Raw genomic sequence first — 16,338 nt, 5'->3', positions numbered from 1 at the left:
TTACAGTGCTACTCAAAATTCATCACAATTTTATTGTTTGTGGTACAGAATTAATAAATACAATAATTGTTACTTATTTGGTTTGTAAAATACATCCTTTAAAAGTCCTTAAAGTAAGATTAATAATATTTTCTATGGTAGCCCTTATATCTTCTATCTTACTAAATAATATTTCAAATACTATAGAATTACTTTTATTCCAATTATTTATTGTAGTATTTGCCCCTACTATTTTTCCGGCAGGTGCAGTGTTTTATGCAAGATTTCCAGTATTAAAACGTTTTACATGCGGCAGTTTTATATTGGCTTTATCACAAGCTTTAATGTTTGCAGTTTCTTCTTTTAGAACAATTTACTTGATAGATTCTTTTAATCACTGGGGATTATTATTCTTGATTATTCCAATTCTAATTGGTTATACATTTGGAGTAAATCATTTTATAAAGTTAGAGGAGGAAGCAGAGAGTTATTATTAGAAAAAGCTTTGTGTCTTTCAAGTTCAATATTAAAAACTTTTAGGCATAACTTAGCAAATTCTTGTTCTAGTTTATAATTTATATTAGCAGCGACCACAAGAAAATTTATTAAAGTCGCTTCAATAATTTTTCTAGCTTTCTCAGGTGATTTAACTCCCAAAGTTTGCACATTATGAATTCGGTCAAATAATTTTATTAATGCCGTATTGTATCTTTTTTCTTTAATTAATAAGTTTAGGCTTTCTCCGCCACTTATCTTCCCGTAAGATTTAATTCTAGTTAGACCTTCTACGTGTTTTGTTACTTCCGGTCCAAAAATTTCGGTAATTGCTTCTTCAGTTAATTCAGTGTCTTCAATAGTATCATGAAGTAAAGCGGCTTGCAGCATAATGATGTTATAAAGCTTAGGTGCTTCTTCAGCTACAAATTCAGCAAGCATAATTTTTACCTCAATCGGGTGCAAATAATAAGGATCGCCTGATTGACGTATTTGAGAACCGTGTTACGTGCATAGTGGATACCTTTTGTGATTTCGAGTATATCTATAGGATTTGCTACTTTAGTATTTAAATATTCGAGTTTATCAAGTAATTTTTGACTATAAACACAAATTGCAAACTTTTCTTTCCACGAGCTTATATCTTCTATAAAAGTTATTTCTTATTTCATTATAATTTGTGGGCTATTAATTAAAAAATTAGACATTGCCTAGAAAAAGTTGATAATTTGAAAAGTTTACGTCATTGCCACGCTCTTTGCAGTCGCTTAGCTCATGACGATATCAACCGTTTCAAGGAAATGCCAAAAATTGCAGTAATAAATAGCTGCAGATTAGGTTCTATGAAGGAAAATTAAATTAATCTATTTTTGCTATTTTTTGCTGTAAATCATAAGATTTTTTTTGAAATAGGAACAACTATTACTTCAAAAATCTTATTAATGTTCGCTACAAAATATCTGAAAATATAAATAATTTAATTTGCCTTCACAGAACCTAAAGATTATTGTTATATTATTTTAAATATTAATCCTAAAGTCAAAATATAACTATGTCAAACCGTAATAGTTTAGAAGTACAAGAGTACGCACAAGCTAGCTCCTTAAATAATACTAATCTAACTGCATCACAGGGTGAGTTAATACTAACTGTTGCAAATTTATTGTTCAAAGAGTCCAATATTAATAATCATCAGAATATACAAAGAGATAATAATATATCTTATGAGAATAATATTACCGACTTTGAAAATCAGGATACAAGTGGTGGTATATGTAAATGTCTTGGAGCGATAGCTACTGTGTGCTGCAATGTGTATGTATTTTTATTTGAATAAACACCAATTTTACACTAAAAAAATATGAGCAAGGCTTAAGAAAGTTAGGAAACCTAGCGCATCGGTTATGGTTGTTAGAAATACACCGGAGCCTGTAGCGGGGTCTATATCAAAATAATGCAGTATTATAGGAATAGCAGAGCCGAATAATCCGGCTACTAAAAAATTTAAAATAACTGCAATAGCAAAAATAACGCTAAGATTTAAGTCAAGCAACATCACAAAGCTAAGTCCTGCTCCGATAATTGCAAGTACAAAACCGTTAAAAGCCGATACGGCTATTTCTTTTAATATAACTTTATTGACATTATTATAATGAATATCTTTATTAGCAAGGGCTCTAACCGTAACGGTCATGGCTTGTGTTCCGGCATTTCCGCCCATTGAAGCTACAATAGGCATAATGGCTGCAAGCGTTACAAGTTTTGCAATAGTATCGTTAAAATGGTTAATGATAAGTGAGGTCATGCAGGCAGTGATTAGATTAACAAAGAGCCAAGGAAAACGATGTCTAACGGTATAAAATACATTGAAGAAGGTATCTTGAGTGTGTACCCCGCTTAATGATAATATATCTTTGCCGGCTTGTTCTTCGATAATATAAATTATATTATCGATTGATACGCTACCTACTAACTTACCGCTTTTATTGACTACCGGTACAATAGTTAAAGCATATTGTCTAAAAATGAAGCTTAGTTCATTTAAGTCGGTAAAAGCATCTGCAAGTTTAAAATCTTTGTTCATCAAATCTTTTATCAATTCATTTTGTTTGCCTTTAATTAGCGTGCTAAGAGAAATAATACCGATAGGGCGTAATTTATTATCCGTAACGATTGCCGCATAAAAGTCATTCTTTACGTTCTTGATAAAATTTAATGATTCCTCGACCGTCCATCCTTCGTGAAGATTAATAAAATCTCGTTCAATTACCCTACCTACCGTATTTTCGGGATATGTACAACCTACGGTAATTTGGTGTTTTTTTTCTTTAGTGAGATTACTTAGGATAAGGTCTTTTATATCATCGTCTAGATCGATTACTACTTCAATAGCATCTTCTATAACTAGCTTATTGATTAATTCTGCAGATTTTTTTATGCCTAAAGTTTCTATTATTAAAGGTTTACTATAAGCATTTAATGATACTAACGTTTCAGGCTTAATTTCATCCTGTAATAAAGGAATAATTATTTTATATGTTTTATTGTTAAGATTATCTAAGAAATCTGCTAAATCGGCATAATGAAGCTTGGCCAGCCTGCTTGCAGCAGCATCATAATTGTGATTTTCGATCAGATCGTTAATTTGATCAAAAATTTCAGCAAATTGATCGTGATGATCTGGTAAGATGCTTTTAAATATATTGAAATTAGGCATAGCCTATTGACCTAATAGTTTATTATAGACTTATTATAATTATTTAAAGCTGGGTAGCTAGGCTTGGCACAGAAGTGTGTACAATTTGCTAATCAATATAAATCACAGAGTACAAATAAGCAATAGTTTTTATTTTAACTCCTTTTCATTTATCAGGAGTATACAATTAGCACAAACATTTGCTAACAAGACGAACTTAGGAGTAAATATAAAATCTGAAGTGTCGAAACAAACAAAAATTTGACTTTGTGAAAAACCGGCGAATGGTGCGGTCGAGAAGACTTGAACTTCCAATCTTTTTACAGAACAGCACCCTCAATGCTGCGCGTCTACCAATTTCGCCACGACCGCTTAAGTTTTACTCTATAGCAGATTATGAGTAAAATATCAATAGAATTCTTTTGATGTTATTTCCACCTTTCTATGTCATTCCCACTTCCACGGGAATGACATAAACTAGCCATGCGACAACACCTTTAGTCGTTCGCAATGACGGAAAGCTATTCAAGATAAATCAACAACAAAACTAGGTGTAATCGATTGCTTAACAGCAGCTTTCATTAAACTATCTAGTTTTTCATCAATATTATCAAAATCAATATGATATTCTCTAGAATTTCCGGTTAACACTAGGGCAGAGTCTATACCAAGGCGATTTGCTGCCAGTATATCGGTGTAAACAGTGTCCCCAATCATTAACATGCGATTCTTAGGGGTATTATGACATTCTTTTAAAATTTTGCTATATATTTCTTCATATGGCTTACCACTATAAATTACTTTTCCGCCAAGCTGCTTTATTTTTTCGGCATAATAGCCGCTACAATATCTATAAACACCGTGCTGATTTATTCCAAGGTCAGGATTAGCACAAATATTGACCATTTTACGTTGTACAACAATTTTAAATAATTCATTGAATTCGTTTAAATCTAAATTTTCGTTTTCGTCTCTGTAAATAGTCATTAAGAAAATATTAGCTTTGTTAATATCGTCAGTGATAGGACATTGAATTCTGTTTATTATATCATTTTCTAAATGTCCTAAATGATATATTGCTGGTTTTTCTATACCGAACCGCTCTTTACTTTCTAGTATCATTTCTACTGCTATTTGGCCTGAGCTAATGATCATTTCCGGTTCTGCATTTAAGCCCCACGATTTAATTGTTTGATGCAGTGAAACAATATTGCGTGGAGCATTAGTGACAAAATATACTTTTTTTCGTTTAATAATCTTATTGATATTTTGTACGACGCCCGGATAGGTAAGCCCCCCTTCAATTATTACCCCCCAAAGATCGAATAAAAACACGTCATAATCATTAATTACATCGAAAATATGTTTTAACTTTAATATATTCATTGTTATCTCGCTAATTTTAAATCAAGAAACTTTACTATTTTAATAAGTTACGTTATAGTCATTTTTATTGTTTCTAGCAACAAGTAATAGAGCCAAATATATAATATGTCGGAAATTGAAAAAAAATTTAACGAATCATCATACGGTGCTGATTCCATAAAGGTTTTAAAAGGTCTTGAAGCCGTAAGAAAAAGACCGGGAATGTATATCGGGGATGTTGGAGACGGGTCGGGTCTACATCATATGATTTATGAAGTAGTCGACAACGCTATCGATGAGTCGCTTGCTGGTTATTGCGATCTAGTACGAGTAACATTAAATAAAAACGGTTCAGTAACCGTATCCGATAACGGGCGAGGTATACCCGTTGAAATTCATGCAGAAGAAGGAATATCGGCAGCTGAAGTTATTATGACGCAACTTCACGCCGGCGGTAAGTTTGACCAGAACGCTTATAAGGTTGCAGGCGGTCTACACGGTGTTGGTGTATCGGTTGTAAATGCTCTTTCTGAATGGCTTGAGCTGCGTATTTGGCGTAATAATAAGGAATATTTGATGAGATTTAATAATGGTATAACGGAAGCTCCGCTTGCGGTTGTCAAAGAAAATATTGATAAAAAAGGTACGGAAGTTACTTTTTTTCCGTCTGTAGAAACGTTTACTAATATAGAATTTGATTTTGGCACTATAGAGCATCGTCTTCGTGAGCTTGCTTTTTTAAATTCAGGCGTAAAGATTTTACTCGTCGATAATCGCTTTGAAGAAGTGAAAGAAGTAGAGTTTTATTATACGGGCGGTATAGAAGCTTATGTAAAATATATAGACAGAGCAAAGCACGCTATCCATCCATGTATAGTAGTTAATACGGAGAATGCTGAGTCCGGTATAAGCCTTGAGCTTGCAATGCATTGGAACGATTCTTATCATGAAAATATTTTATGCTTTACTAATAATATTAGGCAGCGTGATGGCGGAACTCATCTTAGTGCTTTCAAATCAGCGATAACACGTGTTATGACCTCGTATCTTGATACTACGGGTCTTAATAAAAAAGCTAAAAATTACTTTAGCGGTGAAGATACTAGGGAAGGGCTATGTTGTGTGCTTTCTGTTAAAGTGCCTGATCCTAAATTCTCTTCTCAAACAAAAGATAAGCTAGTAAGCTCCGAAGTACGACCGGTTGTTGAGAATGCCGTTTATACAAAGGTTCTTGAGTGGTTTGAAGAGCATCCAGCAGAAGCTAAGGCAATTATAGCTAAGATTATGGAAGCTGCGAATGCTCGTGAAGCTGCTAGAAAAGCAAGGGAACTCACTCGAAGAAAATCAGCTTTAGAAGTTTCGAATTTACCAGGTAAACTTGCCGATTGCCATGCAAAAGATCCTGCGATTTCAGAATTGTTTATTGTTGAGGGGGACTCTGCGGGCGGTACTGCAAAGCAGGGTAGGGATAGCAAAATTCAGGCTATATTGCCTTTGCGTGGTAAAATTTTGAACGTTGAACGTGCAAGATTTGATAAAATGCTCGGTTCGGACCAAATCGGTACGTTAATTACAGCGCTTGGAATTAGTGTTGAACGAGAATTTTCCTTAGAAAAGCTTAGATACCATAAAGTTATTATTATGACCGATGCTGATGTTGATGGCTCGCACATTAGAACTTTATTACTCACGTTTTTCTATCGTCATATGCCTGCGCTAATAAATAAAGGCTATCTATATATAGCTCAGCCACCGCTTTATAAAGTAAAAAAAGGAGCAGCCGAGTTTTATTTAAAGAATGAGCAAGCGCTGCAAGATTATTTGATCAAATCAACTATTAATGATGCAACCTTAATTCTAGACGATAAAGAGCAGTTAGTGGGTGATAATTTAGAAGAGCTAATTAATAAAGTGGTTAAGCTTAACGGCTTACTTGACCATGCTAGCAAAAAATTTAATCGCTCAATTACCGAAATTCTTGCTATTAATGACTTACTTAATAACAAAATATTTGATCCTGAAAGTGATTTAAGACTTAAAAAAGCTTTAGATGTTTTAAATAGCTTAGAAGATTCGCCTGATAAGACTAGTTGGGAAGTTTTAAAACATGAAAATAAAATAGAGTTCTTCCGCTTTAGTAGGGGTTTAAAAGAAAGTAAAATATTATTGAAAGAGCAGTTAGAATCATTTGAGTTTGTACAAATATCAAAGCTTGCTTTAACGATTTTTGATATATTTAGTAAGCAATTAAAGCTTATAGTGAAAAGTCAGGAATTCGATATTTTAACACCGAGTCAGTTGTTAAATACCATTATAGAATGCGGAAAAAGAGGTATAAATATTCAGCGTTTTAAGGGTCTTGGTGAGATGAATTCCGACCAGCTATGGGAAACTACTCTTGACCCTACAAAAAGAACTTTGCTTCAGGTAAGAGTTGCAGAAATTGATGAAGCAGAAGGCATTTTCTCTACTTTAATGGGTGACGTTGTTGAACCTCGCAGGTTATTTATCCAAGCAAATGCGTTGAATGTCGTGAATTTGGATGTGTAGTATAATCGGTGTCATACCGTGGTCAAGCCACGGTATGACAATTTAATCAGTTTCTCTTCGCAATGACGTTACAATTGTATCAAAATAATTTATGCACAAATTAATTATTCACGGTGGTATACCTCTGAAAGGTAGTATTAATATTAGCGGTGCTAAAAATGCCGTGCTACCTATTATGGCAGCGTCTATTCTTACCGATAAACTGCATATTACTAATGTTCCAAAGTTAACGGATGTTAGTACTATGAAAGATTTGCTCCGAAGTCACGGGGCAGATATTGAAATAATAGAACATCAAGATGAATTTGAGCTTATAATTGATACCAAAAATATAAATAACTTTACTGCAGATTATGAAATAGTCCGTAAAATGAGAGCATCGATTTGGGTGCTTGGTCCTTTGCTTACCAAATACGGTAAAGCAAAAGTATCGCTTCCGGGTGGTTGTGCTATTGGAGCAAGGCAAGTAGATTTGCATATTGCTGTATTAAAAGCTATGGGAGCTGAGATTGAAATAGAAGACGGTTATATTAACGCTTCAAGTAAAGGACGCTTAAAAGGTACTCATTTTGTTTTTGATAAAGTTTCCGTAGGTGCTACGATTAATGCAATACTTGCAGCTGTTTTAGCAGAGGGGGAAACTGTGCTTTTTAATTGTGGTCGAGAGCCGGAAATAGTTGATTTATGTAATTGTCTTATCACAATGGGAGCCGATATTGCAGGTATCGGCACTAGCGAAATAACAATTAAAGGCAAGGATTCTTTAAATAAAGCGAGCTATAAAGTACTTTCTGATCGTATTGAAGCCGGTACTTATATGTTTGCGGCAGCTATTACTAAAGGTGATGTAAAAATTTGTGGGATTGATTACCATATTGTAGAAAACATAGCTTTAAAACTTATCGAAACGGGTATAAAAGTCGTGCCGATCAATAACGGAGTGCAAGTAACTTATGAAGGGAAGTTAAATTCAGTTGATTTAGAAACTAATCCCTATCCTGGCTTTGCTACTGATTTGCAAGCACAATTTATGAGCCTTATGACGCTTAGTAGCGGTGTTTCAATGATCACCGAGAATATTTTTGAAAATCGTTTTATGCATGTTCCTGAATTATGTAGAATGGGAGCAGATATAGTAGCACGAGGTAATAAGGCGGTTGTTCGAGGTGTAGAAATGTTAAAAGGTGCAGAAGTTATGGCCAGTGATCTTAGAGCTTCGGTATCGCTAATACTCGCCGGTCTTAGTACTAATAGCAAAACCGTATTACACCGAATATATCATTTAGATCGTGGCTTCCAAGATTTAGAAAAAAAATTAAGTAATTGTGGTGCAGATATAAAAAGGGTATAATATATTCGATCAACTTCAAAAATGGGCTCAGTCGTTCGTTTTACAAGAGCTGCGGTACGCACGTATTAAGTATATGCTGTGTTCCTCGCCTTGTCAACTCCTTGCTCTTTTTGAAGTTGATCTGCGTATATTCGTTTCCTATTTATTTATAGTATACTATTTTTAACGGAGAAAAATTATGGCAAGAATTACAGCAGAAGATTGTAATAAAATTATACCGGATAGGTTTCGGCTTGTTGTCCTAGCAACAAGATATGCTAAATTATTAAATTATAAAGTAGAAACTAATCACATCAAAAAAGAAAAGCTTGATAAGCCTCCTGTTATCGCATTACGTAGAATTGCTGCCGGAAAAGTAGCGGTAGCTCAGTTAGAACAAGATTTAATAAATAGTCTGCGTACAAGAACTATGATAGAGCCGCTTGTTAATCAAGATGAATCAGAAGCTGTAGAAGAAAAATTTGAGTATTTACCTGAAGTTTATATCGGGGAAGATTATTCTGATTTAGATGATCAAATCTTTATTGATGAGACTGGCAAAGATTATGAAACCGATAAGTAAATGCTTATCGGTGTTGGTACTGATATAGTACAAATTCCTAGAATCGAAAAAATATTACATTTATATCCAGAACTTTTTGCTAAAAAAATTCTAACTTCAAAGGAATTAAAACAGTTTGCTTTGTTGGGAAAAATAAACCATGCTGCTTTTTTAGCCAAGCGTTTTGCTGCTAAAGAGGCTGTTAGTAAAGCCTTTGGAGTCGGTATAGGTCAAGGTATAAATTTTAAAGATATTACTATACTAAATAATGATTTAGGTAAGCCTATAGTAGAAGTTAGCTCAAACTATACAAACAAACTCTCTCCTTTTAATATTCACCTTTCTCTTGCTGATGATTATCCTGTGTGTGTAGCATTTGCTGTGATTGAGAGTAGTGATAATGTTATTCGTGGGTAGAGGCGTGTTACTGTGTGAACCCTATTTCATTCCCGCGGAGGCATTGTTGCATGGATGTCCAAACCGTTATTGCGAGGCGCGAAGGGACGTGGCAATCTCATGCAGTAATAACAAACTTCTGAGATTGCTTCGTCAAAACTTACAGTTTTTCCTCGTAATGACGACTTGGTATACGGGGAATGCCCACTCTCGCAATGACAAAATATAAATTACGATCCGGCTTTGCTGTCTGCTTTAGGTAACATGATTTTTAAATTAGCTTTAGCTTCTAAATCAGCAATATATTTCTTTAGTACTTCTGCAGCTAATATATTATCAATAGTTACTTTTGCTTCTTCTTTTGTTGGAATAGGCACAGGTTTTTTCTCAAGCACTTTGATAATATGCCAACCGAAATCGGTTTTTACAGGAGTTGAAACTTCATTTACTTTTAAAGCAAAAGCTTTCTTTTCAAATTCCGGTACTAACTGCCCAGGTTGATTTAGTAGAATGTAACCGATAACGCCGCCGTTTGAAGCTGAAGCTTTATCAAGAGATAACTCTTCTGCAAGCTTAGTAAAGTTTCCGCCTTTGCTTAATTTAGTTTTTATATCATTAGCTTCTTTTTGAGATTTAACTAAAATATGAGCAACTTTTATTTGTTCTTTACCTTTAAGATTACCGACATATTTATTATATTCGTCATCAAACATCTTATCTGTAATGTTAGATTTTATGTAGTTTGCTAGTAATTCTTGTTGAGCTAATTGATTTTTTGCATTTTCAAGTTTTTCTTGGAATTCTTTAGAAGAAGTAATATTTGACTTAGCAACTTCTTCTTTTAACAAAAGATTATTAACATAAATTTTTATTAATTTTTCCTGATCTTGTGGTGGAAAATCATCAAAATTTTTGATTGTTTCACCTGATTGAAGATTAAGCTGAGGCTTAAATTCTTTCATAATTTGCGATGCTTTTACTTCACCGCCTTTATAGGTAGCAACTACCTTGTCTTTATCAGCAAAAGCAATACCGGAAAGCATGCTAACTGATAAAAATATAACAGATAATTTTTTCATTTATGACTCATAATTGTGTTAAATATAAGCTTAAATTTTATAAAAATAATATATAACCGTCAACAGCTATTTGAGAATATTTTATTTATTAATAATAATTTACAAATATTTGTAGTAAAAAATTATTCATTTAAATAAAATTATAACATTTGATAATTTTATAAAATATACCTATATTTAAGTACTAAAATACTAAAAATATCATAAGGACTTTAATGCTTTCTATTTTAAAAAAACTTTTCGGTACTGCAAATGATCGTACTGTAAAAAAACTATTTTCTGAAATTACAAAAATTAACTCGCTTGAACCTGCTATACAAAAATTATCAGATGAGGAGTTGAAGAATAAAACTGTGGAGTTTAAAGAAAAACTTAAAAACGGAGCTACTTTAGACGATATAGTATATGAGGCGTTTGCGGTAGTTAGGGAAGCAGCTAAAAGAGTTTGCGGTATGCGTCATTTTGACGTTCAGCTTATAGGTGGCCTGATATTACATCGAGGCATGATTACCGAAATGCGTACCGGTGAGGGTAAGACCTTAGTTGCAACGCTTCCTGCTTACTTAAATGCTTTAACTGGAAAAGGTGTACATGTTGTAACCGTAAATGATTATCTAGCACGCCGTGATTCTGCTTCCATGGGTAAAATTTACAATTTTTTAGGTTTATCGGTTGGATGTATTGTTGGCGGTATGCCTGATGAGGTAAAACGAGCCGCCTATAACGCCGATATTACGCATGCAACAAATAATGAGCTCGGTTTCGATTATTTAAGGGATAATATGAAGTATAGCTTGCAGGAGCGGGTACTGCGTCCTTTTAATTTTGCTATCATCGATGAGGTTGATTCGATTTTGATAGATGAAGCAAGAACTCCGCTCGTTATCTCGGGTCCGGTTAATGATAATGCAGAATTATACGGTAAAATTGATAAAATAGTACGTCTGCTTAATGCAAGTGATTTTGAAAAAGACGAAAAATTAAAAACTATCAATTTAACGGAAACCGGCATTACACATATAGAATCGCTTTTAAGTAAAGAAAATATTATAAAACCAGATACCAGTTTATATGATTTTGAGAATTTAACTTTAGTACATTATGTTAACCAAGCCTTAAGAGCTCATAATATGTTTACTGTTAATGTAGATTATTTGGTGCGTGAAGGTAAAGTAATGATTATTGATGAGTTTACCGGTCGTGTAATGGAAGGGCGTAGATATTCGGAAGGGTTACATCAAGCATTAGAAGCAAAAGAAAATGTGAAAATTCAAAATGAGAACCAAACTTTAGCATCTATTACTTTCCAAAATTATTTTCGTAATTATCCTAAATTATCGGGTATGACCGGTACGGCTATGACCGAAGCATCGGAACTAAAAGATATATATAATCTCGATGTGGTCGCAGTCCCAACCCATAATAAAGTTACAAGGCTTGACCTTGATGACGAAATTTACGGTAGTAAAAAAGAAAAATATGATGCTATCTTAAAGCTAATTAGGGATTGTTACGATCGTGGACAGCCTATACTTGTCGGTACGATAAGCATAGAAAAGTCAGAAGAACTTTCAAGCGTTTTAAATAAAGAAAAAATCCCTCATAAAGTATTAAACGCCAAATTTCATGAGCAGGAAGCTTTTATTATTGCTCAAGCAGGTAGGTTTAAGGCAGTAACGATTGCAACTAATATGGCAGGGCGGGGTACTGATATTATGCTTGGCGGTAATCCTGAAATGTTAATAGAACAGCTGGATAAAGAACATAATTATGAAGCTAAAATAGCTGAAATAAAAGCTCAAATTGCCGCAGAAAAGAAGCAGGTTATTGAAGCAGGCGGCTTATTTGTGATAGGTACGGAAAGGCATGAAAGCCGTAGGATAGATAATCAGCTAAGAGGAAGATCAGGTAGACAAGGTGATCCTGGTAAAACTAAGTTTTTCCTATCGCTTGATGACGATTTAATGCGTATTTTTGCATCAGATCGTATATCAGGAGTCCTTAGAACACTTGGATTGAAAGACGGAGAGGCTATCCACCATCCAATGATTAGTCGTTCACTTGAGAAAGCGCAGCAAAAAGTGGAAGGACATAACTACGAAATGCGTAAAAATTTATTACGTTTTGATGATGTAATGAATGACCAACGTAAGATAATATACGAGCAACGTACTGAAATTATTAAATCTAAAGATAGTCACGGTTTCTTAAATAGTACTACTGAGGAACTCGCCAAAAAGATAGTATTAACTTTCATGCCGGTAGGCTCTTATAGAGAAGATTGGGATATAGAGAATTTAAGCGTAGAATTACATCGTGTTTTTTCTATAAAATTTGATCATAATGTAGTAAGTAAAAATGATGTAACGGAAGAAGAAATCACGAAGACTGTTATACAAATGGCTCATGATATATATAAGTCAAAAGAAGAAGCCTATAGTAGCGAGCTAATGCATAATGCCGTGAAATATATTTTATTAACTACCCTTGATCAAGTTTGGAAAGATCATTTATATAGCTTAGATCATTTAAGACAAGGCATATCTCTTCGAGCTTATGGCCAAAAAGACCCTCTTAGTGAGTATAAAAGAGAAGCATTTAACTTATTCGAGCAGATGCTTAATAATTTAAAAGAATTATTTATTCAAACCGTATACCATTTCCATATTGACTTAAAAAATGTTCAAAAAGAAGATGTTTCGCTTGAGTATAAAAAACTTCAGAAAAATATGCGTGAGAGTCGGGAAGATCCGGCATTTAGTAAATATAACGCAGGAAGTAGCCTTGAGACTGACCTTAAACCAGTCGTATCACGCATTGATCCAAAAGATAGAAACCCTGACGATCCTACTAGTTGGGGTAGGGTATCTCGTAATGAGCTATGTCCGTGCGGTTCAGGCAAGAAATATAAATATTGTCATGGTGCAAATGAATAGATGCACACCTATAATACCCTACGATTTTTACTCTATGTCATTCCCGCGAAGGCGGGAATCCAGCAAAACTCGAAAAAATCAAAAGGTTATAGCTATTTCTTACAGTTTCTTTACATTTTTAGAAAAAGTAACAATTCTTCGAGATTTTTATACTTTCTGGGTTCCCGCCTTCGCGGGAATGACATAAAACGAGCCATTAATTCTTAAGACAATAAAACCTTTTTAAAAATTGTAGGGTATTATAATGAATACCACTTTACATCAGCGTTCTCTAAAAATCCAAGCTAGGCTTCATTTTATAGTGTAGCAACTTCTAGATAGTGCACAAGATAAAATCGCTATGATTATCTTTGGCTCTTTTGCAAGAGGTGATTGGGTGCGTGATCTACCTAACGGTTACCATACGGCAAGGATTAATCAGTAGGAGTTCTCAGTATTGTCTGCGTGACTTCCTAATCGTCATTGCGAGGAAATTGCATAGCAATTGACTAAGCAATCTCAGGAGTTTGTTATTATTTCATAAGATTGCCACGCAGCCTACGGCTGCTCGCAATGACGATTTGGGTATCCAAGCAAGCCTTTTGCAGGAATGACAATGAGATCTTTATCACCTTTAAGAAATACACAGTATAAATAAGTAGAATATGATAAAAGAACTATTAAATAGTAATTTAACTCTGTTGCTAAAGTCAAATAGAGTAGTAGTGCAAGATATAGAACATTATGTAAAACAATGTAGCTTTGAAAATGTTTTAAAAGAGTCTATTTTTCTCTTGATACAGTGGGCCTAGTAAGGAGTTTAAATGAATTACGTGCAGTATCTCCTACTGAACTATTTTCGGTATCTACAAATAATGCACTAAAAGTTGGCTAAATGGTTAGTTGAAGAAAAAAAAGCAAATGTTAATATGTGTAGTGATATTTTGAAGAATACTCCTTGAAATTCAGCTGCACGTCACGGAAATTGTAGCAGAATATCTAATATCAAAAGGTGCTGCAGTAAACGGGAACGAGGAGCTTGGCTAGGATCACCTTTATATGAAGCAGTAAGCACTTTAATGTAGCAACACTATTAATTAAGAACGGAGCTGAGGTGGATCAAAGAAAATCCAGAGGAATACCTTTGCATGCGGTTGCTAAAAATGTTCGATGTACTTCTAAAGATATTAAGGATGATGAAATATATAAGCTGTTAGTATCATATGGTGCTGATATCAACGCAAAAGTAGAATGTACAATAGCATTTGTCGGTGAAAGTGAAGTAATAACGGAAGAATAATGATATTTTGAGATATCTTAACATATTTATAGGCATTGCCTAGAAATCGTTGATACCCCGTCATTGTAAGCGGCTGTAGGCTCCTGTTGCATGGATACCAAATCGTCATTGCGAGCGACTGTAAGGAGCGTGGCAATCCAGAAAAATAATAAAAATGCTACGCATTTTACTAGATTGCTTCGTCAATTACTTTGTAATTTTCCTCGTAATGACGTCAACTTTTCAAATTATCAACTTTTTCTAGGTAATGTCTATTTATCGACACGGTAGTTATTGACAAGTTTAGGAAAAAGTTGTATATTCTTCACAAGTTTAAGAAAAAGTTAATAGTATATGTCTAAAGCAAAAACAGCTTCCAAAAATAACCCGACTTCTAGGGAACAGGCTAAAGAATATTTTCATAACGGTCAGAAAATCAAACCGGTCAAGCTTATTGCTGCTCAAAAGTCTTTTCTAGCTGCCGAATATGAATCTTCCGGAGATTTAGTCGTAGGGAGCAATGGTCAGCCATTACCTTGGGGATTAGTTAAAAGCTTATCTTAATATTTTCACTTCCAAAAACCTCGCTAATAAATAATCGGGGGCATAGCTCAGGGGTAGAGCATCTGCTTTGCACGCAGAGGGTCAAGGGTTCGATTCCCTTTGCCTCCACCACTTCCGATAAGGGTTTCAAGGCTTTTTGAAATTTAGTAAAAACTTTGAATGTTCCTTTTGTTTTAATTTTCGCTCCATGTCTTGCTAAAAAAATATTCTGTACCTACTATTATTGGTTATGGGAAGTATTTACAACAGCAGAATCTAGGCAAAAATAATAATCTACATACTCAAAAGTTGAGGTGACTATTTACTTGAGAAAGAAATATACTAAGCTTTGCTAGAACTTAGTAATTATAGCAGTGAAGAGAATAATAAATTATTAAGGACATAATATGAGTGGTACAACAAAAAATATAAATGCAAAGGGAGCAGCAAGCATGGGTCTTGATAGTTGGCTTGGCGTTACTGTAGGTGATAATATTACTCATTCTTTTAGTTTAGATACTAATAGTAATATTTTTTAGGTATCACCGATACTATGAATTACTATAATGGCTTAGGTAGTATAGACATAAATAATGCACGTGTTAATTTTAATATAACTAATAGAGCTTTAGAAATAAATGCTAATAACAGCCCTTTTAAATTGATTGTAGATGAGGATTTGTCTATAAAAATTGCAAAGTTTAACACCTATGAAAATGAGCAATATACTTTTACAAATCATTATCAAGATAAAATGAGTTTCCAAGATATAAATATGTTAGCAAAAATAACTAATCTATCTCATAAAGAATTTGTTAAAATTTTATCTAATAATTATACGCTAGAAGCAATAAAGGAGATTGCAGATAAATATAAAGCAATAGATAAAGAGGCATTAAATTTATTTATAGGACAAAATTATAAGCTTTTTTATAGCTCTGATCAAACTGAAAATCCTTTTAAAGATCATACTCCATTTTTAAATTAGTAGACAAGTCTTTAGAAGAAAGTCCAATCCTTAATCTAATGCCTGTTGACCTTAAAATATCATATAGCTTCTTATTTAGAGGACGAAGTCGATATAATAGGCAATGACAGCTAAATCCTCTATCTACTACAATGCAAGCTGGCATACAATACATATTGGCAT

At 33.9% G+C, this 16,338-nt stretch carries 14 protein-coding genes, 2 tRNA genes and 2 pseudogenes; 13 read left to right on the top strand and 5 right to left on the bottom strand.

The genetic code is table 11. The annotated features are described in order from the left end of the window. Positions 1–134: 134 nt before the first annotated feature. Positions 135–476: a proline/betaine transporter gene (locus tag ACHBLB_RS07175; RefSeq protein ID WP_475842808.1), complete on the top strand. Its 342-nt coding sequence runs from the start codon at positions 135–137 to the stop codon at positions 474–476. Here ACHBLB_RS07175 and ACHBLB_RS07170 read toward each other — a convergent pair. Beyond that, positions 439–1,124 (bottom strand): annotated as a pseudogene (locus ACHBLB_RS07170) (HD domain-containing protein). The gene ACHBLB_RS07175 and the pseudogene ACHBLB_RS07170 overlap by 38 nt on opposite strands. Before the next feature lie 401 nt (positions 1,125–1,525). Here ACHBLB_RS07170 and ACHBLB_RS07165 point away from each other — a divergent pair. Continuing rightward, positions 1,526–1,810, top strand: coding sequence for a hypothetical protein (locus ACHBLB_RS07165; protein WP_475841670.1), 285 nt, complete (start codon positions 1,526–1,528; stop codon positions 1,808–1,810). 9 nt (positions 1,811–1,819) lie between these two features. Here ACHBLB_RS07165 and mgtE read toward each other — a convergent pair whose 3' ends face one another. From mgtE to ACHBLB_RS07150, 3 genes are all read right to left on the bottom strand, one after another. Beyond that, complete coding sequence (gene mgtE, locus ACHBLB_RS07160; protein ID WP_475841668.1) at positions 1,820–3,190, bottom strand: magnesium transporter; 1,371 nt, start codon at positions 3,188–3,190, stop codon at positions 1,820–1,822. A gap of 264 nt (positions 3,191–3,454) precedes the next feature. Then, positions 3,455–3,541 (bottom strand) — tRNA-Leu (locus ACHBLB_RS07155). Positions 3,542–3,694: 153 nt separating this feature from the next. Beyond that, positions 3,695–4,555 carry a TIGR01459 family HAD-type hydrolase gene (locus ACHBLB_RS07150; protein WP_475841666.1) on the bottom strand — a complete coding sequence of 287 codons (861 nt, stop codon included), beginning with the start codon at positions 4,553–4,555 and terminating at the stop codon, positions 3,695–3,697. 105 nt (positions 4,556–4,660) lie between these two features. Here ACHBLB_RS07150 and gyrB point away from each other — a divergent pair, with 105 nt between their 5' ends. The 4 genes from gyrB (at position 4,661) to acpS (ending at position 9,393) form a co-directional block, all read left to right on the top strand. Next, positions 4,661–7,084 carry a DNA topoisomerase (ATP-hydrolyzing) subunit B gene (gene gyrB, locus ACHBLB_RS07145; protein WP_475841664.1) on the top strand — a complete coding sequence of 808 codons (2,424 nt, stop codon included), beginning with the start codon at positions 4,661–4,663 and terminating at the stop codon, positions 7,082–7,084. A gap of 91 nt (positions 7,085–7,175) precedes the next feature. Beyond that, the gene (murA, locus tag ACHBLB_RS07140) at positions 7,176–8,435 is read left to right on the top strand and encodes a UDP-N-acetylglucosamine 1-carboxyvinyltransferase (RefSeq protein ID WP_475841662.1); all 1,260 of its coding nucleotides are present in this window, start codon (positions 7,176–7,178) and stop codon (positions 8,433–8,435) included. A gap of 178 nt (positions 8,436–8,613) precedes the next feature. Next, positions 8,614–8,997 (top strand): DNA-directed RNA polymerase subunit omega, encoded by a 384-nt coding sequence (rpoZ, locus tag ACHBLB_RS07135; protein ID WP_475841660.1) that lies wholly within the window; start codon positions 8,614–8,616, stop codon positions 8,995–8,997. Further along, positions 8,998–9,393 (top strand): holo-ACP synthase, encoded by a 396-nt coding sequence (gene acpS, locus ACHBLB_RS07130; RefSeq protein WP_475841658.1) that lies wholly within the window; start codon positions 8,998–9,000, stop codon positions 9,391–9,393. 209 nt (positions 9,394–9,602) lie between these two features. On the opposite strand, the gene ACHBLB_RS07125 is transcribed toward acpS, so the two are convergent. Continuing rightward, positions 9,603–10,451 carry a foldase protein PrsA gene (locus ACHBLB_RS07125; RefSeq protein ID WP_475841655.1) on the bottom strand — a complete coding sequence of 283 codons (849 nt, stop codon included), beginning with the start codon at positions 10,449–10,451 and terminating at the stop codon, positions 9,603–9,605. A 215-nt stretch (positions 10,452–10,666) separates the two neighbouring features. Between ACHBLB_RS07125 and secA the strand changes: the two genes are divergently transcribed. The 7 genes and pseudogenes from secA (at position 10,667) to ACHBLB_RS07090 (ending at position 16,176) form a co-directional block, all read left to right on the top strand. After that, positions 10,667–13,387: a preprotein translocase subunit SecA gene (secA, locus tag ACHBLB_RS07120; RefSeq protein WP_475841653.1), complete on the top strand. Its 2,721-nt coding sequence runs from the start codon at positions 10,667–10,669 to the stop codon at positions 13,385–13,387. Between the two features lie 244 nt (positions 13,388–13,631). Further along, positions 13,632–13,793 (top strand): annotated as a pseudogene (locus tag ACHBLB_RS07115) (nucleotidyltransferase); the annotation flags it as partial. A 687-nt stretch (positions 13,794–14,480) separates the two neighbouring features. Then, positions 14,481–14,666, top strand: a complete 186-nt coding sequence (locus ACHBLB_RS07110) for an ankyrin repeat domain-containing protein (RefSeq protein ID WP_475841651.1) — start codon at positions 14,481–14,483, stop codon at positions 14,664–14,666. A 333-nt stretch (positions 14,667–14,999) separates the two neighbouring features. After that, on the top strand, positions 15,000–15,209 hold the full coding sequence (locus ACHBLB_RS07105; protein WP_004998070.1) for a hypothetical protein: 210 nt from the start codon (positions 15,000–15,002) through the stop codon (positions 15,207–15,209). Positions 15,210–15,245: 36 nt separating this feature from the next. Beyond that, positions 15,246–15,320 (top strand) — tRNA-Ala (locus ACHBLB_RS07100). Positions 15,321–15,595: 275 nt separating this feature from the next. Next, on the top strand, positions 15,596–15,727 hold the full coding sequence (locus tag ACHBLB_RS07095) for a hypothetical protein (protein ID WP_016728225.1): 132 nt from the start codon (positions 15,596–15,598) through the stop codon (positions 15,725–15,727). 14 nt (positions 15,728–15,741) lie between these two features. Then, the gene (locus ACHBLB_RS07090) at positions 15,742–16,176 is read left to right on the top strand and encodes a hypothetical protein (protein WP_475841649.1); all 435 of its coding nucleotides are present in this window, start codon (positions 15,742–15,744) and stop codon (positions 16,174–16,176) included. Positions 16,177–16,338 lie beyond the last annotated feature (162 nt).

It is taken from the genome of Rickettsia lanei (assembly GCF_056242675.1).
The sequence above is the reverse complement of the archived record's forward strand: the minus strand, read 5'-3'. Positions and strand labels throughout refer to the sequence as shown.

What these genes read in the sequence shown, in the direction of transcription:
- ACHBLB_RS07165 (WP_475841670.1), top strand. Translation starts at nt 1,526, where the DNA reads ATGTCAAACCGTAATAGTTTAGAAGTACAAGAGTACGCACAAGCTAGC.
- murA (WP_475841662.1), top strand. Translation starts at nt 7,176, where the DNA reads ATGCACAAATTAATTATTCACGGTGGTATACCTCTGAAAGGTAGTATT.
- acpS (WP_475841658.1), top strand. Translation starts at nt 8,998, where the DNA reads ATGCTTATCGGTGTTGGTACTGATATAGTACAAATTCCTAGAATCGAA.
- ACHBLB_RS07090 (WP_475841649.1), top strand. Translation starts at nt 15,742, where the DNA reads ATGAATTACTATAATGGCTTAGGTAGTATAGACATAAATAATGCACGT.
- ACHBLB_RS07095 (WP_016728225.1), top strand. Translation starts at nt 15,596, where the DNA reads ATGAGTGGTACAACAAAAAATATAAATGCAAAGGGAGCAGCAAGCATG.
- ACHBLB_RS07175 (WP_475842808.1), top strand. Translation starts at nt 135, where the DNA reads ATGGTAGCCCTTATATCTTCTATCTTACTAAATAATATTTCAAATACT.
- gyrB (WP_475841664.1), top strand. Translation starts at nt 4,661, where the DNA reads ATGTCGGAAATTGAAAAAAAATTTAACGAATCATCATACGGTGCTGAT.
- mgtE (WP_475841668.1), bottom strand. Translation starts at nt 3,190, where the DNA reads ATGCCTAATTTCAATATATTTAAAAGCATCTTACCAGATCATCACGAT.
- ACHBLB_RS07125 (WP_475841655.1), bottom strand. Translation starts at nt 10,451, where the DNA reads ATGAAAAAATTATCTGTTATATTTTTATCAGTTAGCATGCTTTCCGGT.
- ACHBLB_RS07105 (WP_004998070.1), top strand. Translation starts at nt 15,000, where the DNA reads ATGTCTAAAGCAAAAACAGCTTCCAAAAATAACCCGACTTCTAGGGAA.
- rpoZ (WP_475841660.1), top strand. Translation starts at nt 8,614, where the DNA reads ATGGCAAGAATTACAGCAGAAGATTGTAATAAAATTATACCGGATAGG.
- ACHBLB_RS07150 (WP_475841666.1), bottom strand. Translation starts at nt 4,555, where the DNA reads ATGAATATATTAAAGTTAAAACATATTTTCGATGTAATTAATGATTAT.
- secA (WP_475841653.1), top strand. Translation starts at nt 10,667, where the DNA reads ATGCTTTCTATTTTAAAAAAACTTTTCGGTACTGCAAATGATCGTACT.